General features: G+C 45.0%; 37 protein-coding genes. 12 read left to right on the top strand and 25 right to left on the bottom strand.

Annotated features, from left to right (window positions below; translation table 11 throughout):
* Positions 1 to 183 precede the first annotated feature (183 nt).
* The 4 genes from CN378_RS18605 to CN378_RS18590 all read right to left on the bottom strand — a co-directional run bounded on the left by CN378_RS18605 (position 184) and on the right by CN378_RS18590 (position 2009).
* Complete coding sequence (locus CN378_RS18605) at positions 184 to 435, bottom strand: hypothetical protein (RefSeq protein WP_257141205.1); 252 nt, start codon at positions 433 to 435, stop codon at positions 184 to 186.
* Between the two features lie 80 nt (positions 436 to 515).
* Positions 516 to 785, bottom strand: a complete 270-nt coding sequence (locus CN378_RS18600) for a hypothetical protein (RefSeq protein ID WP_179884981.1) — start codon at positions 783 to 785, stop codon at positions 516 to 518.
* Between the two features lie 133 nt (positions 786 to 918).
* A complete protein-coding gene (locus CN378_RS18595) occupies positions 919 to 1545 on the bottom strand; it encodes an HD domain-containing protein (protein WP_098353983.1) in 627 nt (208 codons plus the stop codon).
* A 17-nt stretch (positions 1546 to 1562) separates the two neighbouring features.
* Complete coding sequence (locus CN378_RS18590; RefSeq protein ID WP_098353982.1) at positions 1563 to 2009, bottom strand: GyrI-like domain-containing protein; 447 nt, start codon at positions 2007 to 2009, stop codon at positions 1563 to 1565.
* 189 nt (positions 2010 to 2198) lie between these two features.
* Between CN378_RS18590 and CN378_RS18585 the strand changes: the two genes are divergently transcribed.
* Positions 2199 to 2726, top strand: coding sequence for a P-loop nucleotide/nucleoside kinase family protein (locus CN378_RS18585; RefSeq protein ID WP_257141204.1), 528 nt, complete (start codon positions 2199 to 2201; stop codon positions 2724 to 2726).
* A 90-nt stretch (positions 2727 to 2816) separates the two neighbouring features.
* Here the strand turns inward: CN378_RS18585 and CN378_RS18580 are convergent, their stop codons facing one another.
* Positions 2817 to 3296 carry a DUF2798 domain-containing protein gene (locus CN378_RS18580; RefSeq protein ID WP_098353981.1) on the bottom strand — a complete coding sequence of 160 codons (480 nt, stop codon included), beginning with the start codon at positions 3294 to 3296 and terminating at the stop codon, positions 2817 to 2819.
* A 165-nt stretch (positions 3297 to 3461) separates the two neighbouring features.
* Positions 3462 to 4661 carry an MFS transporter gene (locus CN378_RS18575; RefSeq protein ID WP_257141203.1) on the bottom strand — a complete coding sequence of 400 codons (1200 nt, stop codon included), beginning with the start codon at positions 4659 to 4661 and terminating at the stop codon, positions 3462 to 3464.
* A 437-nt stretch (positions 4662 to 5098) separates the two neighbouring features.
* On the opposite strand from CN378_RS18575, the gene CN378_RS22745 reads away from it, so the two are divergent.
* Together CN378_RS22745 and CN378_RS18570 are read left to right on the top strand one after the other, a co-directional pair.
* Positions 5099 to 5239 carry a hypothetical protein gene (locus tag CN378_RS22745; RefSeq protein WP_179884980.1) on the top strand — a complete coding sequence of 47 codons (141 nt, stop codon included), beginning with the start codon at positions 5099 to 5101 and terminating at the stop codon, positions 5237 to 5239.
* 112 nt (positions 5240 to 5351) lie between these two features.
* Entirely contained in the window at positions 5352 to 5696 is a 345-nt protein-coding gene (locus CN378_RS18570) for a hypothetical protein (RefSeq protein ID WP_098353980.1), read from the top strand.
* Positions 5697 to 6091: 395 nt separating this feature from the next.
* On the opposite strand, the gene CN378_RS18560 is transcribed toward CN378_RS18570, so the two are convergent.
* The gene (locus CN378_RS18560; RefSeq protein WP_098353978.1) at positions 6092 to 6646 is read right to left on the bottom strand and encodes a TVP38/TMEM64 family protein; all 555 of its coding nucleotides are present in this window, start codon (positions 6644 to 6646) and stop codon (positions 6092 to 6094) included.
* 76 nt (positions 6647 to 6722) lie between these two features.
* A complete protein-coding gene (locus CN378_RS18555) occupies positions 6723 to 7376 on the bottom strand; it encodes a hypothetical protein (RefSeq protein WP_098353977.1) in 654 nt (217 codons plus the stop codon).
* A 641-nt stretch (positions 7377 to 8017) separates the two neighbouring features.
* Here CN378_RS18555 and CN378_RS18550 point away from each other — a divergent pair.
* Positions 8018 to 8218: a hypothetical protein gene (locus CN378_RS18550; protein ID WP_098353976.1), complete on the top strand. Its 201-nt coding sequence runs from the start codon at positions 8018 to 8020 to the stop codon at positions 8216 to 8218.
* 42 nt (positions 8219 to 8260) lie between these two features.
* Here CN378_RS18550 and CN378_RS18545 read toward each other — a convergent pair whose 3' ends face one another.
* The 12 genes from CN378_RS18545 to CN378_RS18500 all read right to left on the bottom strand — a co-directional run bounded on the left by CN378_RS18545 (position 8261) and on the right by CN378_RS18500 (position 17063).
* Complete coding sequence (locus CN378_RS18545) at positions 8261 to 8899, bottom strand: hypothetical protein (protein ID WP_098353975.1); 639 nt, start codon at positions 8897 to 8899, stop codon at positions 8261 to 8263.
* Positions 8892 to 9431: a sigma-70 family RNA polymerase sigma factor gene (locus tag CN378_RS18540; protein WP_179884979.1), complete on the bottom strand. Its 540-nt coding sequence runs from the start codon at positions 9429 to 9431 to the stop codon at positions 8892 to 8894. Before CN378_RS18540 ends, CN378_RS18545 begins: the two co-directional genes overlap by 8 nt.
* A 129-nt stretch (positions 9432 to 9560) precedes the next feature.
* Entirely contained in the window at positions 9561 to 9800 is a 240-nt protein-coding gene (locus tag CN378_RS22370; protein ID WP_179884978.1) for a hypothetical protein, read from the bottom strand.
* Positions 9801 to 9907: 107 nt separating this feature from the next.
* A complete protein-coding gene (pepT, locus tag CN378_RS18535) occupies positions 9908 to 11143 on the bottom strand; it encodes a peptidase T (protein WP_098353973.1) in 1236 nt (411 codons plus the stop codon).
* Between the two features lie 226 nt (positions 11144 to 11369).
* A complete protein-coding gene (locus tag CN378_RS18530; protein WP_098353972.1) occupies positions 11370 to 11549 on the bottom strand; it encodes a hypothetical protein in 180 nt (59 codons plus the stop codon).
* 24 nt (positions 11550 to 11573) lie between these two features.
* Complete coding sequence (locus tag CN378_RS18525) at positions 11574 to 11975, bottom strand: YbaN family protein (RefSeq protein ID WP_098353971.1); 402 nt, start codon at positions 11973 to 11975, stop codon at positions 11574 to 11576.
* Between the two features lie 113 nt (positions 11976 to 12088).
* Positions 12089 to 12259, bottom strand: a complete 171-nt coding sequence (locus CN378_RS22740; RefSeq protein ID WP_179884977.1) for a hypothetical protein — start codon at positions 12257 to 12259, stop codon at positions 12089 to 12091.
* Positions 12260 to 12330: 71 nt separating this feature from the next.
* A complete protein-coding gene (locus CN378_RS18520; RefSeq protein WP_098353970.1) occupies positions 12331 to 13347 on the bottom strand; it encodes an ABC transporter permease subunit in 1017 nt (338 codons plus the stop codon).
* Positions 13344 to 14192 carry an ABC transporter permease family protein gene (locus CN378_RS18515; protein ID WP_098353969.1) on the bottom strand — a complete coding sequence of 283 codons (849 nt, stop codon included), beginning with the start codon at positions 14190 to 14192 and terminating at the stop codon, positions 13344 to 13346. The genes CN378_RS18520 and CN378_RS18515 overlap by 4 nt, the downstream gene beginning before the upstream one ends.
* A gap of 52 nt (positions 14193 to 14244) precedes the next feature.
* On the bottom strand, positions 14245 to 15168 hold the full coding sequence (locus tag CN378_RS18510; protein WP_179884976.1) for an alpha/beta hydrolase family protein: 924 nt from the start codon (positions 15166 to 15168) through the stop codon (positions 14245 to 14247).
* Between the two features lie 21 nt (positions 15169 to 15189).
* The gene (locus CN378_RS18505) at positions 15190 to 16200 is read right to left on the bottom strand and encodes an ABC transporter permease (protein ID WP_098353967.1); all 1011 of its coding nucleotides are present in this window, start codon (positions 16198 to 16200) and stop codon (positions 15190 to 15192) included.
* Complete coding sequence (locus tag CN378_RS18500) at positions 16197 to 17063, bottom strand: ABC transporter permease subunit (protein WP_098353966.1); 867 nt, start codon at positions 17061 to 17063, stop codon at positions 16197 to 16199. The genes CN378_RS18505 and CN378_RS18500 overlap by 4 nt, the downstream gene beginning before the upstream one ends.
* 345 nt (positions 17064 to 17408) lie before the next feature.
* Here CN378_RS18500 and CN378_RS18495 point away from each other — a divergent pair, with 345 nt between their 5' ends.
* Positions 17409 to 18608, top strand: coding sequence for a YhgE/Pip domain-containing protein (locus CN378_RS18495; RefSeq protein ID WP_098354280.1), 1200 nt, complete (start codon positions 17409 to 17411; stop codon positions 18606 to 18608).
* A gap of 15 nt (positions 18609 to 18623) precedes the next feature.
* Here the strand turns inward: CN378_RS18495 and CN378_RS22735 are convergent, their stop codons facing one another.
* The 3 genes from CN378_RS22735 to CN378_RS18490 form a co-directional block, all read right to left on the bottom strand.
* Positions 18624 to 18788 (bottom strand): hypothetical protein, encoded by a 165-nt coding sequence (locus CN378_RS22735; protein WP_179884975.1) that lies wholly within the window; start codon positions 18786 to 18788, stop codon positions 18624 to 18626.
* A 204-nt stretch (positions 18789 to 18992) separates the two neighbouring features.
* Entirely contained in the window at positions 18993 to 19118 is a 126-nt protein-coding gene (locus CN378_RS23035; RefSeq protein ID WP_257141202.1) for a hypothetical protein, read from the bottom strand.
* Between the two features lie 19 nt (positions 19119 to 19137).
* The gene (locus CN378_RS18490; protein WP_142323632.1) at positions 19138 to 19350 is read right to left on the bottom strand and encodes a hypothetical protein; all 213 of its coding nucleotides are present in this window, start codon (positions 19348 to 19350) and stop codon (positions 19138 to 19140) included.
* Between the two features lie 162 nt (positions 19351 to 19512).
* On the opposite strand from CN378_RS18490, the gene CN378_RS18485 reads away from it, so the two are divergent.
* Entirely contained in the window at positions 19513 to 20223 is a 711-nt protein-coding gene (locus CN378_RS18485; RefSeq protein WP_483295103.1) for a YetF domain-containing protein, read from the top strand.
* A gap of 69 nt (positions 20224 to 20292) precedes the next feature.
* Here CN378_RS18485 and CN378_RS18480 read toward each other — a convergent pair whose 3' ends face one another.
* Complete coding sequence (locus tag CN378_RS18480; RefSeq protein ID WP_098353963.1) at positions 20293 to 20682, bottom strand: VOC family protein; 390 nt, start codon at positions 20680 to 20682, stop codon at positions 20293 to 20295.
* A gap of 169 nt (positions 20683 to 20851) precedes the next feature.
* Here CN378_RS18480 and CN378_RS18475 point away from each other — a divergent pair, with 169 nt between their 5' ends.
* The 6 genes from CN378_RS18475 (at position 20852) to CN378_RS18450 (ending at position 24436) form a co-directional block, all read left to right on the top strand.
* Positions 20852 to 21559, top strand: a complete 708-nt coding sequence (locus CN378_RS18475; RefSeq protein ID WP_098353962.1) for a DUF421 domain-containing protein — start codon at positions 20852 to 20854, stop codon at positions 21557 to 21559.
* 106 nt (positions 21560 to 21665) lie between these two features.
* On the top strand, positions 21666 to 21956 hold the full coding sequence (locus CN378_RS18470) for a spore germination protein (RefSeq protein ID WP_179885002.1): 291 nt from the start codon (positions 21666 to 21668) through the stop codon (positions 21954 to 21956).
* Positions 21931 to 22173: a spore germination protein gene (locus CN378_RS18465; RefSeq protein WP_098353960.1), complete on the top strand. Its 243-nt coding sequence runs from the start codon at positions 21931 to 21933 to the stop codon at positions 22171 to 22173. The genes CN378_RS18470 and CN378_RS18465 overlap by 26 nt, the downstream gene beginning before the upstream one ends.
* A gap of 24 nt (positions 22174 to 22197) precedes the next feature.
* Complete coding sequence (locus CN378_RS18460; protein WP_098353959.1) at positions 22198 to 22632, top strand: Hsp20/alpha crystallin family protein; 435 nt, start codon at positions 22198 to 22200, stop codon at positions 22630 to 22632.
* Between the two features lie 26 nt (positions 22633 to 22658).
* Positions 22659 to 23072, top strand: coding sequence for a hypothetical protein (locus CN378_RS18455; protein WP_098353958.1), 414 nt, complete (start codon positions 22659 to 22661; stop codon positions 23070 to 23072).
* A gap of 152 nt (positions 23073 to 23224) precedes the next feature.
* Positions 23225 to 24436: an acyltransferase family protein gene (locus tag CN378_RS18450; protein WP_257141201.1), complete on the top strand. Its 1212-nt coding sequence runs from the start codon at positions 23225 to 23227 to the stop codon at positions 24434 to 24436.
* Here the strand turns inward: CN378_RS18450 and CN378_RS18445 are convergent.
* A complete protein-coding gene (locus CN378_RS18445) occupies positions 24425 to 25741 on the bottom strand; it encodes a sensor histidine kinase (RefSeq protein WP_179884974.1) in 1317 nt (438 codons plus the stop codon). The two genes, CN378_RS18450 and CN378_RS18445, sit on opposite strands and share 12 nt — an antisense overlap.
* Between the last annotated feature and the right edge of the window lie 143 nt (positions 25742 to 25884).

Raw genomic sequence — 25884 nt, 5'->3', positions numbered from 1 at the left:
ACACTTTATACCAATTATTTCAAAATTAAGAAAAATACTCAAGATGAATCTACAGAAAAAGCTTACCCTTTTGGATAAGCTCTTTTTATTGAAAGGATCAGGACATTGCTTTCTTATATAAGAAAAGGTCCGTCCCCACTCATCTCCCAGGAGTGGACCAAGGTACCTGTCCCCGTGGTTCACTCAAGGTTTATTCCAAAAAAACGTCGTCACAATAAAGGGAATCAGCAGCCCAACCACCAATATGAGGCCATTTCCAAACAAGCCGAGCTTTCTATAGATTACTTTTTCACCAAACAAGGCTGCCACAAAACCAATGGCTGCGATGATGACAGATGGTAGTAAGAATGTGTCCTTTCCTAAAAGAGAGAAACTATATAATCCAAGACCAATTAGAAAGAAAATGAATGAACCAACACTCAGGATTTTTTTCAACTAAACCCCTCCCCTTCTCATACCTACATATGTTGAAGCAAAAATCATTCGTCACTCAGTGGAGCAAACGGTTCTTTTTTTTATTTCCCCAACACCATATTCAAAAGAAATGAACTAACCAGCCCTGAAACAGCCACCACCAGACCATTCAGTCCTACAGAGGTGAGGCTCATGCCACCCCATCCCCCTATGGCCAAACCAATGATCCAGCATGCTGCAGACAGAAGGGTAAGAGCGAAAAAGAGCTTCACATTAAAAAAAGAACCGATTTTTTCGTATTTTTGCAAAGCCTGTAAAGCACATGCCGCAACCGTTCCGATCAGTAACAGCGAAACTATGTTAAATGACATCATTGAATGCCTCCCTGTCAGTTCCTGTTCATATCTATATGCCCATAGAAGTATGCATATCCACTGACCGTCTTGTTTAACCATCCAATTATTTTAAAATAAGACAATTTGCACATTCATTTTTTTGGCTGACTCACACATTCGCCTTCAAAGCTTTCAATTTCTCCGTATCAATCCCAGCTTCCCTCAACTTCAAATCTGCCTCATCTTCAATGAGATTTTTTAACATCTGAAGTGTATGATCAAACCCGACATGCTTATCCATCATAAAACTCATTCTGTGTTCAACTTCAAGCCACGTAGAAATATCCGCTTCATTATGCTGGATCTGGGCTTCCAATTTATCCAATGCATTGGCGACCTTGGCTTCATATGTTTCTTTCTCTTCAAATTCATGCCAAAGTTCGTAAAATTCTTCGCCTAAGGCATTTCCCAGCATATCTCTAATCCTCTCAATGGACTTCCTCTCACTGAGTAACTTTTGCTTTTTTGTTTCTGAGTCATCCATCGTATCAAACGCCGGAATGTCACCGGCTTCTGCTTCGACGAGATCGTGGATGATGATCATCTTTAATAATTTCGCCGTATCCACTTTCCCTGTTAAATATGGTTCTATTAACATGGCCATCAGGGAAACCCTCCATGTATGCTCGGCGACGCTTTCCTGTCTGCCGTTCGAGAGCCAGCTGTGTCTCATTTCGGATTTAAGCTTTTCTCCCAGTTTGATCAGTTCTAATATATGTACAAGATCTGTCCCCATGTTGGTTTCTCCTTTTTTTATGGTTGAAGCGGCAAGTACACCACTACTTCTTCCCCATCATCTTCTGTTGGGCGATACGTCTCAACGATATACGCATCCGCTTTTCGCTGATATCCTTTTTCATCTATCCACTTCACTAAATGGCTGTGTAGATCGCCTACGTGATGGACATCTCCTTTTGTTGTCGCATAATCTTCCTTCAGTTCGAGATACGTCATCTCTTCAGGAAGGTCGGTGAGGGGTTCTTCCACTGTGATCCCGACATAATAAATCCCTTTCAAATGATTCTCATCCCTCTTGGGTTCATAAAGAGCGATTTCTGGACCCGTCACCGCGTTTACTTCATGTAACTTTTCCAGAAGCTGCCCGGCCAATTTCGGCACCTCCGTACCGAAGTCGGCAAAGGTTCCTTCCCCTTTCAACCCTACCATACGGAACGTTTTTTCCACTTTTTCATATGACATGAGTACCCCTCCCTTTCTATATTCACTTTAACATATTTTCCCTTTTTAATGATTGAAAAGTTTAGAATATTCCCAAGTTTTCATTCCTGTTTGATAAAAGCTCCTGGCTGCTTCATGAGGATAAACAGACTTCTACTGAAGTGAGAAGGGTGATATGCTGATTGTAATGAATGAAATGGAATAGGAAGGATGTTCAAACGTGACAGCAGAAACCAAAAGCATTTATCTTCTTTCAGGTCCAGTCGGGTTGGAAAATCAACCACTTCCAAATTACTTTCTCAACAGGTTAAGAAATGTGTGCTTCTTGAGGGTGACTCTATCCTCGACATGTTTGATTTCGCATCAGAAGCGTCTTGGGAGGAGCGTTTGCGTTTAACGTGGGAGAGTATCCTATCATTAACCAGGAACTTTATTCAAAATGACTTCAATGTCGTCATTGACTTCGTGGTAGAAGAAGAACTGGACTGGTTTTGTCATCATATTGCCGATTTACAGGTAACCCTGAAATATATCGTACTAAGAGCAAATAAAGAAACACTGATAGAACGCATAGGGAAAAGGGGAGATGATGATTCAGTCGAACGCTCTTTGTTCTTGCTGGACAAACTTGAATCAACCCCGTCGAACCAACCTTATCTGTTGGATACTACCCTTAGGCATCCAGCCGGGATTATAGAGGGAATCATTCAAGAACCTAGGTATACGGTTAAAATTTAATGAATGTGATTGATTGTGAAGCTCGTTCGTTAGATTGGTAAAAGTGGAGATAGAAAAAGGCAGCAATGGCTACCCTTTTTGTTTCAGTAATCAAGCTCTTATTTCCTGCCTCTTCACCAATCTGCCAAATACAAATCGAATGAGGGGTCCCATGATGACGAGCTGTAATGGGAGAGCAAAAATGAAATTTTTAGAAGCGATCGATAAATAGCTTTCCAGAATGGGTTCGTTTCCAATTCCGTTAAAAAAATAGGCCGTCCCCAAACCAAACAGAGACATGAGGCTGACCATCCCGACCACCATGAACAGGGAGGTAAAGAGAATCACATACAAACCGTTGGATTTGTCGAATGGCAAAGAAAACACCATTTTATGCGCAACCGGACCGACAATGAATACCTCGAGGAGGAACGCAACCACAAACCCCGAGATAAGCTGAGCCAATATTCCTTCCAGGCTCACGGTCCCTATCAATCCATTGATAAGCAGGTTATATAATGTCATTACCACCACCATTCCGGCGCACATCATCATTCCAAAATATAGATTCTCCTTCTTTGTTGTTGGCATTTTTATCATCCCTTCTTTTGAACACTGTGTCATTATAGCGAGTCAGGGGTGGGCTGCATAAGTGAACATTTTGTGAACAATTGAATGATAAGAAAAGAGTAAGTTACTCGTGATAAATTTATTTTCAACAAAAAAGCTTCCCACCAAAAGTGAGAAGCCCCTTCTTTACCGCTTGTTCATCATCATCCTTTGTCCAACCAGATACCCGCCTGCCAGTACAAAGAAAATCACCAGCAGCCAGGCAAATCCGTCTGTAAACCCCGTCTGTTCAATGGCATAGCCGAAGACCGGGAAACTGATCATGATGACGAAGCTCTCCATCAACCCAATCAGGGAAAGGAATGTGGATCTGACATTGCTCTTCAGGAAGCTTTGCACGAACGAGCTGAAGATCGGTTCGAACAGGCTCAAGAGTTGTGCAAGAATCAAAAACGACAGCAGGATCGCCCAGTCCGTCGCAAAGATGAACAGGATGAAAAAGACAAGAAAAAGACCTAAGCCGTAATAAAGGATGTTAAAGAATTTGAATCGTTCCTCGACCTTGTACGCGAGCTTTGCCATCACGACGCCAAGGAGACCTTCAACGGTGAACACCGCTCCAACGACGATGGATGAATAGCCCAGCTCCACGAAGTATTCCTGTCCGTAGAATACCATGATCACCATGACCGCACTCGCAAGAATGAAGAGGACAACCGGTGCATGAATGACCCCGTTATTCCTCCACACATTGACCCCCAGCCGGAATTGATGGACCCACTGATGATACCAGCGGCCGCCGATGTCCTCGGTCTTCTCCCTTTCCGGTTCTTTCATGAACAGAAGGGGAATCACGGCCAGGACATGGGTGAAAATCGTGGACCCATACACCCACTCCCAGCTGACTTCGGCCATGAAACCACCGAGGAATTTCGCCAGGCTCAAGGATAACAGGGAAATTGCCGTCATGCTCCCGATCACCCGGGTATAATCCTTCTCCCGTTTGTCATTTTTCAGCGTGTCATAGGCAAATGCCTGCTCGGCCCCTGAATGAAGGGTCACCATGAGCCCCATGGACAGAAACGCCAAGGTGAACATGGAAAATGAGCCGCTGAGCAGCATAAACAATCCATACAGAAGACTGAACAGGTTTCCAATCACGAGACTGACCTTCCGTCCATACAAATCAGCGATCATCCCCGTCGGCACTTCGAATAACACGATGGCCAAATGAAGCAGGGCCTCCAGTACACCGATTTCGCCTAAGGTCATCCCCTTGTCGCCAAGATAGATGACCCATAATGCCCGGTCGAAAAACAGTTGGGCAAAAAAGAGATAAAAGTATAATAAATAGATATTATTTTTGGTTTTCAGTATTTTCATCATTTCATTTCGTCCTCTCATAACAAAAAAATAAATGAGCTCGAACGGCTTGGGTTTCAGCTGCTGATAATCTGCTTAGATTCAGCAGCTGAATAATCGGTCACTCCCTAGCCGCCATCGCTACATAAAATCAAAAAAAAGCCACAGGGAATCATTCCCCGTGGCTCTCGCTATACTAGGAAATCATACACTCGTTCACATTATGGAAAATCAGCTAAAAAAGGACAGACGTGTCCCGAGGACGGCTGAAATTCCAATAATAGACATCATTAATACACGGTATTTTTTGATGTCTAAAGTGAACGTATGCATGATATTCCCTCCTTTATTTTGTAAGATTCCTTTCTATTATAGCTCCCTTCCTTTTTCTGGACAAGGGAAAATTTTTCATATCGTCTGGTCGTACCGCTCATACTACCAACGTAAGGAGGTGAATGTAGATGAAGAAACCTGATCAAACGAAGATGACATCCACGACATCCGGGACGGACCCACAGCAGGTAAAAAAACAAATTCAAAAAGATGTAGCGGCAGGACAGGGTGCGATGACTTCCCGGGAAGCGGGAGCCATGCGGGATTAAGGATGCCAATGGGCGGTTCACACCGTCCCTATTCCTCTTTCAAAAAAGGAAAAGGTTTAAGGTAGATTGTCCGATGTCTATATTTTATAATGAAATGAAGGAGGTGAGAAAAATGGAAAAGCAAATACTTGAAATATTATTGGATTTAAAAAGTGAAATGAAAGAGTTTCGGAGTGAGCTGCAAACGACTCAAGCTGATGTCCGTAGCATGAGTTCTGATTTGAAAGAAACTCAGGCAGATGTTCGCAAGATTAGTTCTGATTTGAAGACAACTCAAGATGATGTGAAGGAAATAAAGGAAACCGTCAACCGGATTGAAGCCTCACAAACCGAAGACATCATTGCGATGTTAAAGGTGACGAGGCAGAGCATAGAATCTGAATTTCATTATACAAATACAAGACTGACTGACATAGATAAGCGGGTCTTCAATCTTGAAAACCGGGTGGAACGGTAATGCGGCTATATCGACATCGTCTACTACTCAACCGGCCCCGCCAAAACCCCTTTGTCTTCATCAGAATTGCTTTCCACTTAATGCTGCTTTCTACTCCACTTAAATGGCTTTTCCGCCCAATGAAATAGTAATACAAATATGAACATGAAGAAACCTATAGAACTATTTTCCATACATCTGATTTCCCCATTCTTGAGCCACTGATATATGATAGATATCACGAAATAGATCAGGGGAAGTTGAATTCTTTTCTTTAACATGCTCATGCCACCTTTCTATGCGTATGGACTAAATAGGTGTCCTTCAGCATTTCTGACGATAAAAATGGACCCTCCTATACCCATCAGGTAACAGAAGACGTTAAGGGTTCTTCGTTTGTTGACTGTCCCCATGCCTCACTTCTTTGCTGATTTCCTATCGGTCAAAATAAGCCAAATAAGAAAAAGCAAAAACCCACTTAAGATGATTTTTCCTTTCCAATTCCACACGAGAACCTGCTGTATCGAATATGCTTCAATGACAAGTGCAGGCATCTTCCCTAATGTACTCGCAACAGAATATTGGATGATCCCTACTTTACTGACGGCGGCTGCCAACGTCACGAGCCCTGATGGAATGAATGGAAAGATCCTAAGGGCGATGATGAGGAAAAAAGCTTCTCCCCCTCTCGATTGCTGCATTCGCTTCAATAATCTGCTGTTGATTTCTTTATGGCGCAGAAACTTATTCATGCCTCTGCGATATAAATAAAAGCTGACGATGGCACCGAGCGCTTCTCCTGCAATCGATACGGCCAATCCTTCTTGAAAGCCGAAGAACGCAATATTGACAGCGGTGATGGCGACACTTGGCAGGACACCAAGCACACTGATGATGATGTTTAGTAGAATGCTTACTATGATGGCATAGACGCCTAGTGTGTTGAACCATTCTAAGAGGGAAGCTTCCAAGGGGTCATTCTCCTTACGACGGTATATTTGGTGATCTTTATAAGCATACTTATGTACAAAACGTGTTCAATCCCCACTACATAACCCGTTCTTTGTCCCCATTCAAGATTTTAAAATGAACATCCATCGTGCTTGCTCCATCTACATGATTGGGAACATTGGATAAATCGAGTACTTCCTCCAGATTGACCATTTTTTCACGATTGGCTTCGATTGTAATCTCCACAGGACCATTCTCATTCATGAGTGAGGTTAATCGTGTGTCGGATAGCGGAAAGAACGTATCCAGGAATTCAACCTCGAATGTTACGGGATGACCGCTATGATTGGTCATCAGGAGATTGCATTCTCCTTTAAACAATTCGTTCTTTACCTGTTCGAAGTCACACGTCCCCTTTCCATCATAAGATATGGCGGCAATTCCAGTTGCTAACGTTTCCTGATACATCCAAACCATCCCCAAAGGGAATAGTGTATAAGCAAACAAAACGATGATCACTGTCCTTACATGGTATTTTGATATTCCCTTCACAAGTAAAACAATGGCGAAGATGAATAAAAAAGATCCTATAATAGCGAGCACATTGTATCCATCGTAATCTGAGATGGGAAAGGACATGAACGTGGTACGCGTGTAAAGCAATTGATTATTTGGAAACGGGAAATAGAGGGACATGCAAATAATCAACAGCACACCTGAAGCAATGAGAGACTTTTTATTTTTCACCATATTTACATCTTCCTTTTCTATAGGTTCAGTGATATTCATTCCTTCAAATGTTGTTTAAGGTCAAAAATACCCATCGTTCCACACACCACTACGCCTCCCCCTAAAACAACCGTAAGAATCCAATTCTCTCCCCAGCTTGTAATGCACGTTAACAAACAACTGATGGCAATAACCATACTTCCATATTTCGCACTCTATTTGCCCGGTTCAGAAGATTTATCGGTGCCCAAAGTATTCACTCCTTTTTATTTTCTACGGTGTCGGTTTCCCATTACGTTTTTTCTCAAAACCTCTTACACACTACCAATTATTTCAAATAATCACCCTTTATACAATCCCTCTTCTTCAGGCGGAATTCAATCACTTTCATGCGAGATTAAGATTTTTCGTGCCGTATAAGGAGATATTTGATATTGATGTTTACTTGTCGAATATTCTTTATTCCCCACACTTAGCCGCACTTTTATTAAAATATTTATACCTCGTCTGGATTTCCATAGCTATCCCGAATTATACCGCTGATTTCACCGTCTGATCCAAATATAACAGGAAAATACAATCAGAAGTATTGTAGTATGATAGGCATAGATTAATGGTATTCTCTAACAAAAAGTGCTGAGCTTTTCAAGGGGGTGTAAACAATGGCAGAAATAAATGACGGAACGAGAGTCATCGAAGACGGCGGAGGCCAGGGTGGCGTCACCTGGATAGAAGCCTCCCGGAGTACTTCGGGCAGTTATACAATCGTCTTATATAAAAGCGCAAATGGCGGGAGTCAGTGGAAGAAGGTCACGTATGACAAAAGCGGAAAAATCGTGAATGTAATATACGGGACCTATTAACAGAGAAAGGATGATGGAGCAGGAACCCATCATCCTTTTTCATTAACGGAAGGACTCCGCCATTTTGATCATGTCGTCTTTCGTTAGGCTGATGCCGGACCGGGCGGGCATGTATTTCAGTTCGTACAAGGACTCGCCCTCGATCCATGTCAGCAAGTTTGACTTTAACGGACCCTCTGATTCAGTATAGCTTCCTGTAGAAGTACCGACTTTCACGGGTTCCTGTAATAAGTTCAGATCAGTCCCCGGCTCTAGAAGATGAAAGGACATCGTGATCGTCTGTTTCTCTGGACCTAATAAGGTGATCATTTGCATGTTACCGTATGGGCCTTCAGCCGTTTTGGTGCTGACATTTTTCACTTCGAAAGGTACCTTGGTGATGAATTTGAACTCCTTCCCCAGGAATTCCGGACGATCGCTTACTTCATGTAACGGGGCACTCGCATTGTTTCCGAAGATGCCCAGCTGTGTCCCACCGAAGTAAACAAAGACAGAAAGACAGGCGGCAAAAAATAGCACAGACAGGATAGGGGCAAAGATCGGTTTTTTATGAACGGAAAACGGCCCAGGCTTCTTAGAATGGACTTCACTCCGGATATTCTCCCTCATTTGATCCGTAAATCCCCGTCCTTTAAATGTTTCTTCTTTCATCAATCCACGTAAAGATTTAAGTTCATCCATTTTTATACACCTCGCTACGTTTGATGGCGGACTCAAGCAATGCCTTTCCTCTCGCCAGGCGGGTCTTCACCGTATTGGTGTTGATGTCGAGGCTCGCACCGATTTCGGATAACTTCATTTCTTCAAAGTAATACAAAAAGATGACTTCTCGATATTTGACGGGAAGGGACAAGACGCTTTCAATCAGCTCTGAATTCCGTTCATTCTCGATGACGGTTTGTTCAGGTGCCCCCATTTTCCCCTTGACCATCTCATTGATTTTATTGGAGATGCTGATCATTCTCGTATCCCACCGCCTTAAATAATCCTTGCAGTGATTGACAGCCACGCTGATGATCCAGGTTTTCAGGGAAGAATCTTCCCTGAAGGTATCCACCTTTTTGTAAAATTTAATGAAGATCTCCTGGGTCAGGTCCTCTGCCAGGCTATGCTCTTTCACATAAGAATAGACAACATAATAGACATCATTTCCGTATGCCGTCATGGCTTCCTCAAGTAGTCGATCTTTCTCGGATTTCGTCCGCTGCTCCATTTTCACCATTCACCTGCTTTATGTATCTCTAATAATAAGACGGTTCTCGTTTGCTAAAGGTTTTGTTTTTACAAAATAATCCAAATAAATCCCGCTTGTCTCGGTATCATTATGACAAACCATTCCAGATCATACAATCTTTTCTTTGCTCGGGCAATGCCGTTGAGACAGGTCCATTGGCACCCTGCTTCTGTCTCGATGATTTCGTTCCCAGGTGGGACGCTTCATATGGTTGATCGAAATGGTCCGTGAAGGAATAGATTTATATCGGAGTACCTCGGATTCAGCAAGCCTCTCCATGCATTTTTCAATTCGGCCAACCAAGCCTCTCTCCTCCAGTGACTGATATAGGGGAATAGGGATATTCATCATGCGAGACTCCATTATAATAGTGCCGGATTGCAAATAAATCTTTATTTGCCATAAAAAAAGACTCGTCCATCATCGACGAGTCTTTAAAGGTTCCCATAGCTCATTTATTCCGCTTTTTCTTCCCATAACCGGACAATCTCAATGATCACCCTGGTCGCTTTTTCCATGTTATCGACAGAAGCAAACTCATATCGGCTGTGGTAGTTTTCGCCGCCGGTAAAGAGATTTGGCGTCGGCAGACCCATAAAGGAAAGGGTGGATCCATCCGTTCCTCCGCGGATCGGTTTAATATCCGGCGTGATGTCCAGATTCTCCATGGCATGCTTGGCGAGCTCCACGATTTCGAAGACAGGCTCGATTTTTTCCCGCATATTGAAGTATTGATCTTTGATTTCAAGCTGAACGTTTTGTTGACCGTGAATGTCCTGCAGGTCGCTGACGATCCCTTCCAGCATGTTCTTTCGTTCATTGAAGCTTTCCCCGTCGAAATCCCTGATCAAATAATGCATGGTGGTTTGTTCCACGTCTCCCTGGATCGAGGAAAGATGGTAGAATCCATCATACCCATCGGTAAACTCAGGCGCTTCTTCTGCGGGAAGTCTGCGATTCAACTCCATGGCGATCTTTGCAGCGTTGACCATTTTGTTTTTTGCCGTACCTGGGTGTACATTTCGACCGTAAATCTTGATGGTTGCTGCTGCGGCATTAAAGCTTTCATACTCTAATTCACCCAATGGTCCACCATCCACTGTGTAAGCGAACTTGGCATTGAAACGCTCTACGTCGAACTTATGGGCTCCCTTTCCTATTTCTTCATCCGGTGTGAAGCCTACCCGGATATCCCCGTGCTTCACTTCAGGATGATCGATCAAATAAGCCATGGCCGTCATGATCTCGGCAATCCCTGCTTTATTATCCGCACCGAGAAGGGTCGTTCCATCGGTTGTCATGAGGGTATGCCCCTTATAACCGGAGAGCTGAGGAAAATCCTTCACCGACAGCACAATTCCCTGTTCCTTATGTAACACGATATCGTTCCCATCATACTCTTCCACAAGCTGGGGATTCACATTTTCCCCCGTAAAATCCTCAGAAGTATCCACATGGCCAAGAAACCCAATGGCAGGAACTTGTTTATCCGTATTGGACGGCAATGTCGCCATTACATAGCCGTGCTTGTCGATCGAAACGTCAGTCATTCCGATTTGTTTCAATTCTTCTACAAGCATATTGGCTAAGATGAGCTGACCAGGTGTCGAAGGCGTTTCATCCACTCCGTCCCTCGACTCTGTATATACCTTCACGTATCTTGTTAAACGATCGATCAGTTCTTGTTTCATCTTGCATTCCCCCTTTTTCTTATAATATCAAATTTCCAACGTGTCCATGGGCTTTTTTGGCTCATCAAAAAAGGCTGAAGTGGGAGAATCATGCGGGTTTCAAGGACAATCGTGTGAGATAGGAAAGAATTGTGTGTGTCTTAGATTAATCATGCGACTTTACACCATCATCATGCCGGAGTGTCGAATGATCTAATAAAAAGGACCCGCCTCACTGACGGGTCCTCTAAGTCACACGCACAAAATAGTTCTCCATTTCCTTCTCAGAAATAATCATCCTTCTGGAGAAATCCTGTGTTCTCACCACATATTCCTTGATCCCGATATATTCTGATTCGACAACCAAATAGAATCGGGTCCCTTTTTTCACGCCTTTAAAATCTCGTTTCAATTGGTATCTCTTCATTTCAGCTAAAGCCACCCCGTGGGGTTACTGGCTCTCCTCCACCTGATACGACTGGGGACGGATCGTCGGGATTTTCTTGATAAAATAATAGTGCTTATACAAAGCGAGTCCGATCAGGATGATGCGGACAAGAAGAATGTCTACGTACAGGACGGAAAGCAGGATAAAGAAATCTGCTGTCAGGTTGATTCTGATTTTTTCCTTAACAGTCATTCCCTTCTTTTCGAGGAAAGTGACCACGTACTTTTTATAAATGGTGGTGTTCTGGAACCAGGCTTCCATCCGCTTCGAACTCTTGGCGAAGCAGTATGCCGACAACAGGTAAAACGGGCCTCCGGGCAGAACAGGCAGCACCGTGCCGGCGATTCCGAACACTAATGCAATGAACCCGAGCAGCATGAACAGGATGCTCTTCATCTTTTTCATCGACCCATCTCCCCTATCCTTACTGGATTTCTTCCCTTCATTGTACTATAAATATACCAGAAAGGTGGAGTTGCTTGTTTAGGAGATTATTGTTAATCCCTTCCCCTTTGCCTTCATAACCATCGGTGCCAATCATCAAAATAGTCGTTCAAGTCTTGATCAGGGGCCCTTTTCACAACTTCCGCTTTCAGGGTAGAGGCTTGAAGAAAGCTTTCCAACGTCAGGACTTGAACCGGCTTCTGCCTGTATTTTTTCATCAGGTAGAAAAATAATGATAGTATCATGGAAGCAGCCCCTTTCCTTTTTTATGAGTATGTAAGGAGGGGCATTGGCATGACAAATTTCATCGGAGACACTAAACCGTTTTTCTGACTCGCTTAAACCGTTCTTCTTCCTTCAGTGTTTCTGTTTGCTCAGATCCGTGTTTCTTTAACACTTTCTCTGCTCTTCTCTGCCCAGCCTGATAACCCTCAAGCATCATCTTGAAAGCCAATACCGTCAACGTCAGTAAAAAAATCGGGCAGATCGCGATCCACCAGTAGGTCGTAAACAGAAACTGAAAATTATTCCCGATGATCCCGGACCATTCATTGGAAAGGGAGACAAAGACCATATTCTGAAAGAGGTCTTCCTTCATCGTTCCCCCTCCGAAAAAGATGCCCAGGATCCCGAGATGAGCGAGGAGGATCAGGACCTGGATCATCTCCCTGAGAAAAATGACCACAAGCTGGGGCTTTAAAAACGGAAGGATATGTTTGACGAGAATATGTCGACGGTTGCCCCCAAGGACCTGAACACTGTCCATGAACTCTTTCTTTAAAATGAGATTTACTTCCTTTGAAATCGTCAGGGATGTGATGGGAACGGCTGCGAGAGTCAGAACGAGGATCTCGATGAATACCCTTGTTCCAAACCCATAGGTGAATTCAGCATCCGTACCGTTAAACATTCCGTCTGCAAAAAGGACCCAATACAGCATCAGATAGGCAATAAGGGTGACTGGATAATAGTAGAATGCTTCAAGAAACGGACGGATCCGTTCATTCAGCTTCGGAAGGTATAGCTCTGACAGCGTTCCCCATACAGATGAGATCACAAATCGTAAAGTTGCGACAAGAAAGGCGACCCCCAGCGTAAACTTCGCTCCGATCAAAAGGATATGAAACATGCTTTCAGCGAGATTATTCGTCCCGAATGGCGGATACTCCCATGGGGAATAGGGTGGTCCCTTCACCCCATCTTCCGTAAATCGCAGCTTGGCAATCGGGATTTCATTATCGAAGAACCACCCGTACATCAAGCTCCCCATAAGCATCACGAAGATGAATAAAAAGCCGGTCATAAAGAGCTTACTTTTCCATAATGCCATCATCCTCCCACCACCTTCGTTTTCATCTTTTTAACCAATTCTTCGAGGAAAAATAGCGGAATGAACATGAGGATGACACTCATGGTCGCAATTTCGTATGTCGGATGATGAATGACGAACCAGGTGAGACCGTATGTATTGAAGAGAATCTCCAGCATGATCAAGTTGGAGAGCATAAACGAAATGATCATCTTCGAATGATTGATCAAACTCACTACGCTGTTGCGGAACACATGCTTCAACAACACGTGCAAACCCGACAACCCCTTCCCTGTCGCAAGTTCCACATAGGGCTTCATCAATTCCTCTTCAAAAATGAGGATCAGCGTCCGATAAAGGAAGATGGTCGGCAGGATGCTGTACGTAAGGAGCGGAAGGGCATACGGCCGTTCTGCTCCCCCCACTACCTCGAAGACTAGTATTCCGGTATTTTTGAATAGAAACACAAAGAACATCTGGGCCATCACGATGACGAACACATCAGGGACGGACTCGAGGATCGTTGAACTTCGGATTAATCGTTTCCTTTTCTTCAGTGAAAGCTGAAACGTGATCAGGACCAATAGGATGGCGAGCCCCAATGAAAGGAGAAAGCCAAGGAACAGAATGGATAGCGTGTAAAGGTAAAACTCTATGAAGCCGGGAAATACATTATACTTTGCATTAGCCGAGAACGACTCAGTCCGGAAGGTCATCGAAGCCGGATGAGTGAGGGCATCGATGAGATGGGTGAAATTCTTCCAGAAGGATGCGAGGTTTACGTGGATGCCGTTTTGGAAAAGGCTGATGAAGGCTCCGAGGGTGATGATGGTTAGGATGATGGACAACATACGGATCATGTTTTTCACTGTGGTCACTCCTTATATGAAAAGGGAATCTGCTCATTACAGACCCCTATTATTAAAATTGCTCATTAAACCATGTCGAAGTGACCGCATTCAGCTCCTGCTGCTTGTTCATGAGACCATGGTCTCCATCAGGAATGAGTTCAAATGTCGTATTCTCATTCTCTTTTTTTAATCCTTCATAAAAGCTCTTTACAGGATGCCAATCAATATGACGATCCGCGTCCCCTTGTAAAATCAGGACTGGGACATCAATTTCTTCAACATTGATGGACTCTTTTTTTGTTTGCTCTGAGTCCTCATCATAGTCGCCATATGCTTCTTGAAACATCTCGAGAAAACCAATGTCTTTATCCCGATTGTCCAACAACCATGGATAAACAATATCCAGACCGACGTAAGGGCTTACCGCCACAACATCTGCAATATCATCCCGAATGGTGGCGAGTTTCAGGGCCACTCCCCCGCCAAGGGATGTACCGTATACAAACACTTTTCCTGTACTCTTTCTTTTCTCATTTTTCTCCAGATACGCCGTTAAGGCATCAATGGCATGACTCGTGTCCAGAGTTGCTCCATTCAATCCGGGAACGGTCCCGCCGCTCTCCCCGTATCCCCTGTATAAAGGCACAAGTCCGATCAATCCGGGGGAAGATGAGTAGAGAATCATATTTTCATTAAAGTTCAGCCCCAACATATCTGGTACATGGGACATGTCTTTTGGAGTTGGAAAACCTCCGTGCAACACAAGATTTAGATTATACGCTCCTGTTTTCTTCGGTAACGACACGTAGGCTGCGGCTTTTTCCCCTTCGCTCATGTAAATCATTTTATACGATTCCAAAGAGGGATCCAGCCCTTCCACCTGCATCGGATCGAATGATATGACTTGGTTTGCGTCCTTTTTCTCTTTCTCACCGGTACAAGCGGCCATTAGTAAACAAAAGATGAATAGGATAATAGGCTTTGTAAATTTCATCATATCCCCCTTTTCTATAGATCAGAGTCCCTTGTCTACGAATACAAAATCACTCTCCACCAATGTACCTTTATCTTTCTCGGAAGAAGGCTCCATTCTGCCTGCTCCCACCTTCACCTCATCCTCCTCCAACCACCCTTCAAGCCCCCTCGCGATCCCCGTCAAGGCAAGGATCGTCAAGGCGAAGAAGGTCATCGGGATGATGAAGATCCACCAGGCATTAGTCAATTCCACAAAGCTCATGGACATGATGCTGGCCCACTCCTGGACGAAAGGTTTTGGGGGATCACAGGCCGGCCCGTAGCACACATCGGTTCCTCCGAAAAACAGATCGAAGAATCCGAGATGAGCGATGATGAGGAGCACTTGAATCGTGATCTTGGGAAAAATGATGAACAGACGCAGCTTCAAGTGTGGCAGGACATGCTTCCGGAACAGGAAGAATCTGCTCCCGCCGAGGACCCGTGCGCTCGTTACGAACTCTTTGTCAAGAATCTCCCTGGTTTCGTTGGATAGTAGAATTGCCGTGGTCGGGGCCGTGATTACTGCCAACGTAATCGACTGCCAAACGACCCTCTCTATGAAACTTGTTTCAAACCCCTGTGGCGTTTCCCACAGTAACGGATAAAGAATATTGTAAGCAATGATCGATTGCGGGATGAAGTAGAAGGATGTGAAAACTGATTGAGTCCACTTCTTCGTACGAGACTTTGTAAATCCTCCCGCCACTCCGATGACAAAGGAAAGCACGAAGCTGAGAAGGGAAATGAGAATGGCGGCACCAATCGTATATTGAGCGCCCTCCAGCACTTTATAAAACAGATCGTCCCCTTCCCGGTCCGTCCCGAACGGAAAATCCGCTGAAGGCGGGAACGGCGCGTCCCCGATGATCCTGCCCTCATCATCATACTGCACGAACGTATTTGGGATCTCCCCATCGGTCAGATTGAAGAGCATACTCCACCCGACCAGCACGACGATGAATACGAAACAGAAGGCAATGGTAAAATGATGCCGATTCCAGCTTTTCATAGACTCATCTCCCTGCCTATTTTTCTCGAAATCACGAGCTGCATGAATTTTAAAAGAAGGTATAACGGGACAAACAGCATGATCGAGGTGATGGCAAAGATGGCCGGCGTATTATAGGAAAACAAGAACGAAGTGATCCCGAACACGTTGAATAAATACTCCAGAATCAATAGATTCGACAGCATCATCCAGACGATCTGCTTGCCGTGGTACGTCAAACTGACCAGCACATTCCGCATCATATGAATGAACATGACCCTGAATTTCCCGAGACCCTTCCCCTTTGCAAGTTCCACATACGGAAGCCCTTCCTCCTCCTGCAAAAAAGACACCATCGATCCGAGAAAAAAGAACGTCGGGAGGATCGAAAGGGTGATCGCCGGGAACAGGATGACCTGATTTTCACCGAGGGATGCGATGTCGATTACAAGAATGCCGGTCTGTTTAAAAAACCAGATGACGAGCATCTGCAGGATTCCAATGATAAAAATATCCGGCAGGGACGCGAGATAAAACGAGACGCCTTCGATTCCTTTCCGAATCCTCTTCCCTGCTGAGAAATAGAGGATCATCAGAAGAATTGAACACGTCAAAGCAAGCCCCAGTGCCAGGAAAAAGATTCGCGCACTGCTCAGGAAGGCTTTAAGGATAATGGGAAATAACGGACGTTCGACATCGGAGATCGGGTTGGTGTAGATCAGTTTGTGGGGTTCCACCAGCTCCTTGCATACGGTGAGTAATTCCTGACCATATGTCACGAGGGAAAACGCCTGATGTTTGAAGAGGCCGGATGTGGCACTGACGAGGATAATCCCTACTATAATAAGAACGGCTTCAAGGCCGGATTGTTTGAACTCTTTCATGTATGTACCCCTTTTATGTTTTCTAACAATTACCAGTATACTAGAATTGAAAATTCTGTCAATTTGTTCTGGTAATTCTGTTTTAAGGTTTCATATTGGGGAAAGACCTCTCCTTCATGATCTGAATCGTGCGGGTTTTGAAAAAATCGTGCGGGTTTTCACATAAACGAGCAGGAATTGGAAGAATCGTGCGGGATTTCTAAGAATCATGCCGGCATGTCGAATTTTCAATATTAAATATGTAAGTGATTACTCACTTTTTCATTGACTTTCCACTAAAACCAAGTAATATTAGATTTATGAGTGATTACTCACTTTTATATAAGGAGGTCGATATACATGAACATTTTCAAAAACAAGCTGGTCCTCGCATCCCCTCTCATTGCACTGGCCATCATCTTTATTTTTTCCCTGACGCTGTTCCCATCGGTTCAGCCGCAGCCAAAGAATCTACCGATTGCGATCGTGAACGAAGATGAGGGTGTGCAAGTACCGGATCAGCCGAAAATGAATATGGGGGAAACCCTTGTTGAAAAGATTCAGACCATGTCCAGCACCAATGCAGGTGAAGAACCTGCCGTGAAATGGGTGAACGTGAAAAACGCCGAAGCTGTACAAAAAGGCCTGGACAATCAGGAATACTATGCAGCCCTTGTCATCCCGAAGGATTTCAGTGCCAAGCAGGCTTCCCTGCGCACACCGGATCCGATTGCTTCTGAAGTACAGATTTATATTAATCAAGGGATGAACACGATGGCTTCCACTGCGGCAGGTCAGATTTTGAATGGCGTCGTGGACAATATGAACAACGCGGTACGCGAACAGCTTCTTGATGGATTTGAGAAACAGAAGGCAACCTTGACGCCGAAACAAGTCCAAAATTTGGTCACCCCTATTACCAAATCGGTGACGAACGTCAATGAAATCGGGACGAACAGCGCCAATGGGAATGCTCCAGTTTCCTTATTCCAGCCACTTTGGATGGCGAGCATGGCAAGTGCCGCGATCATTTATCTCGCGGTCAGTAAGTTACCCGTTGTCTCTAGAAAAGAAAAGCTTACGGCAAAATCCCTCCAAATCCTGATCGGTGCGGTTGTGGCACTTGTCGTTGGATTCGGGCTGACGTGGCTTGCGGACGCACTGATTGGATTCCATATCCCGGATGTTAGTGATACCGCCCTGTTCCTGAGTCTGACGTCATTCAGCTTTTATCTCATGATTTCGGCGATCCTGTCCCTGATCGGCATTAAAGGCATGCCTCTCTTTGTGCTTATGCTATTCTTCGGGGCACCGCTGCTTGCCATGGCACCGGAAATGATGTCGTCGTTTTACCGGGACTGGTTTTACTCCTGGCTTCCGATGAAATTCATGGTGCAGGGATTACGGGAACTCTTCTACTTCGGGAAGGGATTATCGTGGAACTCAGCCGTGTCGACCCTTCTTTGGATCGGTGTTGGTGGAATGCTCGTCATTTTGGCCACTGCATTCAAGCCTCATACGGTCGAAAAAACAGCAGTACAAATGGAAAATGGTCAGGGCGCATAGCCTCTGACCACTTTTTTATGAACCGCCTGAGTTTTTGTTCGCATTGTTATTCTTATACGCTTCATCGATCTTCGAGGCATGCTCCGTTACCTCTGGAGGGGTCATGCCTGATTTTTTCTCAAGATAGATGGCGATGCCTGCAACGACCATGATGGGGATGAGGATGAAAAGCCAAATCATATGTAACCTCTCCTTTTTTCATTTAAGAATCGTTCCTTCTTTAGGACCCTAACTAAAATGCAACGGGGTCAGGTACATCGACTCCTTTTGCCAGCCGAGAGGCCAAGGGACCTGTCCCCCTGGCCCATCACTTCTTTCGTATTGAATTCAAAAGAGACGTTGCTATGCTCGCCACTAGATCACCCACTGCAGTTAAAAGCGCAATCATAAGCGATTTTTCTCCCCTTTCACTTTATTCTCCAAGTCCTCTGAGTATTTCGACCAGAAACCGATGGCGCACCAGGAAATGATGGTGAAAAGGGATACGACGATGGCAACCAAGATTTTCATCAAACACTCCTCCTAGAAACTAAAACGCTTCATAACACTCCCTGCAATGCTGCCCATTCATCTGACGCTGATTTGCTGCTCCGCATTTCGGACATTTGACCGTCACGTACTGCTGGTCGATCCCTTTACGGTTATGCATGTATTGATTGAGTGCTTTATTGGTAAGAAAAACTGTGCCTACGATGGCACAACCAACGGCTGCCAATATGAGGATCAGGAAAATACCATTCACAGGAATCATTCCTTTCTGGATACTTCTTTCTTATATATACGAGTGGATTTTGTAAAAAGTTTCAAAAAAAGAACACTGACCCTATGGCCATCTGTCCTCGTCCTTAAATAACCTTCACGTTTCCTGTGCATCCTAATAAAGGATAAATCCAAACAGATGGAGGTGAACCGTTTGTCGATATCAGAGCTTTCTTTCAGACTTATTCTTTCCTTCCTCGTTTTGTTGGGTCTTACCCGCATCATGGGAAGGAAAGAAATTTCCCAGATGACGTTTTTCAACTTTGTATCTGCCATTGCCCTTGGGACATTGGGAGCATCCCTTGCCACCGATTCCTCCATAAGTGTACGGAATGGATTGATCGCATTGGTGGGTTGGACCCTTTTCACGCTGGTGATGGGCTATGTGGATCTTAAGTCGAAGGGATTCAGGAAGGCCGTTGAAGGAGTACCCCGGGTTGTCATCCGAAAAGGGGAGATCATGGACGCCGAGCTGCGTAAAGTCCGATTGGACCTTGATGCCCTGAACGCCCTGTTGAGAAAGAAAAACGTGTTTTCCGTTATGGATGTGGACTACGCAATCTTTGAAACGGATGGGACTTTGTCTGTCATGAAGAAAGAGAAGCAGCAATCTCTCACAAAAGGTGACATGAACACGTTCAGCGTGGGTTCAAGCAATAGGTTCGCTATTCCCACCGCCCTGATAGAAGATGGAAAAGTAGTGATGAAAAACCTGAATGAGTTGGATTTGGATGAAAAATGGCTGACAAACCAACTAAACTCCCTTGGCATCACTGCAATTTCTGACGTTTTCTATGCTGAAATTCAGAAAGATGGGACCCTTGCTGTGGATCCATACAATGATAAAGTGCACTAACAGGAGCCGCGGGGTCAGGTACCGCGGCTCCTTTTGCATATTAGAGGCCAAGGGACCTGTCCCCCCTGCCTACAAATCCTTCTGGTCCACATTCAATTCCACCAGATTCCCATCCGGATCCGCACAGAACAGCTGGGCAAATCCACTTTTGGAATGAGGTTTCTCAAGGACTTCTACGTTGTTTTCTTTTAACCACTGGAGAGTATGATGGTAATTCTCGACCCGTAAGGCAAAGTGGCCTTCCCTGCTGGAAAGATGCTTGTCTTTCCGGATCGTCTGGGACGACGGATCCACGATGAGATGGAGCTGCTGTCCTTCTATTTCATACCAGGCCCCGGGAAAATCAAAGGCTGGTCGCGAAATTTCGTTTAAGCACAGTGTCCCCCCGTAGAATTGTTTCGCTTTCTCGAGATCGGTCACAGTCAGGCTGACATGATGAAGACTTTTGTACTTGATCAATACACTCACTTCTTTCGGATAGTCTTTTCTTTTAGTGTACAGAAGAATGAAGGGCTATGCGAGGGGATTGTACAGCCGGGAGAGAAAAGCCAAGGAACCTGCCCCGGGTCTCCTTCCCCCATTCTTTGTCCATACTAGACATGAACGCTATGGTAAAGGAGATTCAATCATGGATGGAGTATGGATACCAATCGGAAGAACGATGATCAGTTTTCTATTGTTGATTGTGGTCACCTTGGCCATCGGAAAGCATATTAACTCTCATAAGAATCATTACAGTTTCGCCCTGTCCATTACGATTGGGTCGTTTATTGCCAATATGGGATTTAACACCAATATTGATTTTTCCGACACATTGATTTCCTTTTTTGTATTGGTGATCCTATTTTATTTCCTGCTGGTATTTTCGTCGAACAGCAGGTGGGTCAGAAGATGGCTGTCGGGACGTCCCACGGTTCTAATCGAAAAGGGGAAGATCCTCGATCAGAATATGAAAAAGGTAAAGTTCACGATGGATGACATGAATCAGCACCTCAGGGAATTGGGAGTGTTTGACATTAACGAAGTCGAGTATGCGTTATTGGAAGTGAGCGGCGTCCTGTCGATCAAAAAGAAAAATCGTTTTCTTCCCCCGACAATGGCCGATATGAACATGGATCCTTCCCCCGCTGCCTCCATGCCGATCGAATTGGTGATGGACGGCAAGGTCATTCAGAAAAATGTCACCGGGCCCTACACGGTGGAATGGCTGGAAGGGGAAGCGGTGAAGCGGGGTATCCGGTTAAGGGATATTTACTACGCGGTCATCAACAGTAACGGTTCCCTCTTTCTTGATCTGTACAAAGACGGTATCCATTCGCCGAGTGACCTGGAATAACTTCTTTTTATTTACAAAGAGTCGAACGAATGGGCTGATGAAAGCATATAGTATCCCATAGACAGAGAGGTGGGAAACTGTGCAGACTGTAGTAAACCTATACTGTATGAAGGTTAACAGCGTATCCGGAAATGGTTCGATCACCATAGGAGAAGCTGTCCATAACAGTCATACGTCGAATAATAAGTCTCAAGGGATCAACTCTTCATACGGTGATACTTCCCCGACAGAATCCATGATGGAAAACGTATATATCGATCCAGATGTGAATGATCAATCCGATTTGGGCAATGCGGATTCAGTCAACGCGGGAGCACCTGTGCCGGTTCCTGTACCGGTGGACCCAAGAGAAGCCGGGAAGGAGGATCCTCATGCCGTATCAGATCAACATATTTAATATTAAAGTCAATGGTGTGACGCAGAATGGGAACGTCGATATCGGTCCGACCGTCCACAACAGTCATACCGCCAATGCGAAACTATTCGGGGCCAACTTTTCATTCGGTGATTTATCGCCTACCGGCTCGCAAATGAATACCGGCGTACTCGATCCGGATGTCAGCGATCAAGACCAAATCGCCAACCCTGCCATCCCTTATACAGTTCAAGTTTAAGCGGCACATAAGAGGTGATGATTGATGGACATGGAAAAAATGAAGAAGTGGCTGGAACTGACCAATCAGTATAAAAGTGATACCTTCTGGAGCAGCGTCTTTGAACATAACAACCCTGCCCAGTTTTTCAATACGGATGACGAATTTCCCCGGTATGATGTCTATCAAAATGAAAGCCACATTTGCATCATCCTGGAAGCCCCCGGTGTATCTCAAGAAGACATTAAGTTTTCATTGAGTTCCAACACCAAGCTCCTGATCAAGGGGATCGTCAAGCCGGTGTATCCGAAAGAAATGGAAGTCAAGACAGAACGGTTCCACGGGGAGTTTGAACGATCAATTCCCCTGCCGGAACCAGCCGAAGCAAAATCGATCAACATCCAATTTCTGAACGGGCTCATCCAGGTCGCTTATCCACGGAAAATAGAAGATGTTTCATTACACGGAGGCTCACAGTGAAAAAATACTAAAAAGAATGTGAGAACATGCTGTATACTTTCTTTCAAAAGAAACTGACTTCGTTTATCAAAAAACGCGTTGAAGAAGAGCATCATGAGATGAATCTTAAAATCCAGACGCTCGAAAATGAAATACGCACGCTAAAAAACGGCTTGGTGTCAGAAGTGACAACCAACCTTTCCAACCGGCAGGAACCATCCAAAATTGTGATTGAGCATTTATCCATCGAAAACGTCAACATTGAACATGCCGATCTGAGCAATAACTTCGGCAACCTCGGCATCAAAGATCTAAAAGGACAATTATACATCGGAACCACCTATGACAAATTGGCGGCTAATCAAACAATCGAAAAAGACCTATCCCTTCCCCAGCAATCGAAATCCCCTTCAACAAACCATTCCCCAACCGTCAACGTCACATCCAGAAAACCGCAATAAGGACATTCCTTCCCGATTGGAATGTTTATTTTTTTTTGGGACAGACCGTGGGAAAGAGGGTTTGAATCTTCGTTACGCAGGAATGGTCGTCCGGGATAACTTCCTGCCATTTCCAATCATTGTCGGATCGGCTTATCACATCAGAAGGAAATATGAACCGTGGCGCCGAATACCATGTAGTAGCAAAACGGGTCCCCGATAAAGGGGATATAAGAGGAGAGATCATGATGGATAAGCAGGAAAATCTGCGAAGATACGATTTGGATTGGATGAAAGTGATCGCCACGTTATGTGTTTTTTTATATCACTGCTCTATGTTTTTCAATCCCTTCGACTGGCATGTGAAGAACAACGAGTTGAATTCAACGGTCATTCTGGCTTTCTCCCTTATGGTGGGGACATGGATCATGCCTGTCTTTTTTGTCGTTTCCGGAATCAGCTCGTACTATTCGTTACAAAAGAGACAAATGGGAATATATCTGAAAGAACGGTTCATCCGTCTTGGCATTCCCCTTTTATTTGGTGTGTTCATCTTGTCTCCGCCCCAGGTCTTTCTGGAACGCGTGTACAATCATCAATTCAAGGGCTCCTTCCTCGACTTCATCCCCCATGCCTTCGAGGGAGTGTATCTGGAAATCGGAGGGAGTGGGAACTTTGCTTTCTTCGGATTGCATCTATGGTATTTGCTTGCCCTCCTCCTATTTTCCCTTTTGACCTCTTATGTATTTGGGAAGACCGGGGCGTGCAGGAAGGTCACCATGATCCACTTGCTGATCCTACAGGCCGTCATCATTCTTGTTTCGGTCTATATCGAAACCGTTCATCTTGGAGGCTGGGATCTCGTGGTGTATCTTCTATTCTTCCTTGCCGGTTATTATATTTTCAGCAGTGGTTCACTGCATGAACTGCTGCATAAGAATTTCAGGCTCCATCTCACCGCGGGGGTGTTATCCTCCATCGTCTATACCACCTGGTTCATGAAGGGTCTCCCGCCACATGGGTCCCCGGGTTCCTTTCTGTTTACATGCCTGATGGTGACGGCGAGCTTCAATCTGATTCTGTCCTTTTACGCGTTGGCCAACCGGCATCTGTCCTTCTCCAACAAGATGCTGAGATATTGCAGTGAGGCTTCCCTGCCGTTTTACATCCTGCACCAGCCGGTCATTGTATGGATCGGGTTCCTGATGAAAGACCTCAGCTGGCCCATACCTTTAAAAGTGGTACTGCTTGTGAGCATGTCGTTCCTGATCATCGCCCTCACCTATCATGTGCTGATCCGCCCCACCCCTTTCCTGCGGGTCCTGTTCGGCATCAAAGCAAAGAAAAGGTCCGTCCCTCTCACTGGTAAAGCATTAACGCAGTGAGGGACGGACCTGTGATGACGGGGTCATGCTTCTGACGCTTTCTTCTCCTTCATAGATCGGGAAGGAGAGGATGACGGAGGTTCCTTTGCCCGGTTTGCTTAGGACTTTGATCGTTCCTTTCATCCCTTCTGTGAGTTGAAAGGCGGTCATCATGCCAAGGCCCGTGCCGTTTTTGCCTTTCATGGAAAAGTAGGGTTCCCCGAGACGCATGAGCTGCTCTTTGGTCATCCCGATTCCGGTATCGTTGATGACGATGAACACGTTCCTATTTTCCAAATAACTGAATATGCGCAGGGTCCCCCCCGATTCCATTGCCTCCAGCCCGTTTTTCATGATGTTGATGAGAACCTGCTGGAGCTTGTTCGGATCACCCATGATTGAATGATGGTGCAGGATGTTCGCCTTCAGGATGATGCCTTTTTTGACCGCCAGGGGCATGATGATGTCCGTTGATCGGTTGATCTCATCCCGGATTCCCACTTCCTCCTCGAGCTCAGGGTGGGGCCTCGCAAAGTTCAAGTATTGGTTGATTACCTCAGTGGCCCGGTCGATTTCACTGACAGCCACCTTCGACAGTTCACTGTTGGTGCTGACGTTTGCCGGGTCCTCCTGAATGAGCTGCAGGAACCCCTTCACCGTTGTGAGGGGATTCCGCACTTCATGACTCATGCTCGCTGCCAGGTGACTCACCACCTGCATCTTCTCATATTTGATTGCTTCCAATTGAAGTATGTATATGGTCCGGATCATTTCACACAGGTAAAAGACGAAGAATGTCGAACCGCTCAGGACCGCCGAATAAACCAGGAATGAGTTCGTATAATGGAAGTGAAAGATCAAGGAAGGAACCCACAGTGACAGGATCGAGTAAACAAACGCCAGGAGTGTATACCAATACACCTTCGTTTTCCATGCTTTATTCTCCAATCGCTGACGCATATACATGATGACAATCGCGAATAGAACCGCCATGACCACCGTGACCCATAAACCGGGACCCATCATCGGGACACGGATCGCAATCATCGTGACAGCAAGCCAGGGCAGGACCCGGTTCCCGCCGTAGATGCCTCCAAGTAAAAAGGGAATGAACCGTAAATCATATAAAAACCCATCTTCCAAACGAACGGACATACCGAGACTGAATACCAGTAGAAGGGAACACGCTAAAAAGATCGACAGGGGCTGAATATGAAGCTTATGTACTTTATTTCGGGAAAGATATTGAAAACTTATCAGTAGAATGACTATCAAAATGACAAGAAGATTAAGAAGTAAACCGGTCAACAAATCAAGATGACTCATCGGCATTGCTTCCCTACTTTCCATTATTTTTATAAAATTTACAAAAATCACTTTTCTTTCATTATAACGGAAACGGAGGGATTGAGCCAGAGGGACGGGTACCATGGCTCCTTTCTAAGGGTGGGCCATGGTGCCTGTCCCCG

The organism is Bacillus sp. AFS015802, assembly GCF_002561455.1.
In the GTDB taxonomy this organism is placed as follows: domain Bacteria; phylum Bacillota; class Bacilli; order Bacillales; family Bacillaceae_B; genus Rossellomorea.
Note: the sequence above shows the minus strand (reverse complement) of the source record. Positions and strands in the feature narration are given on the sequence as shown.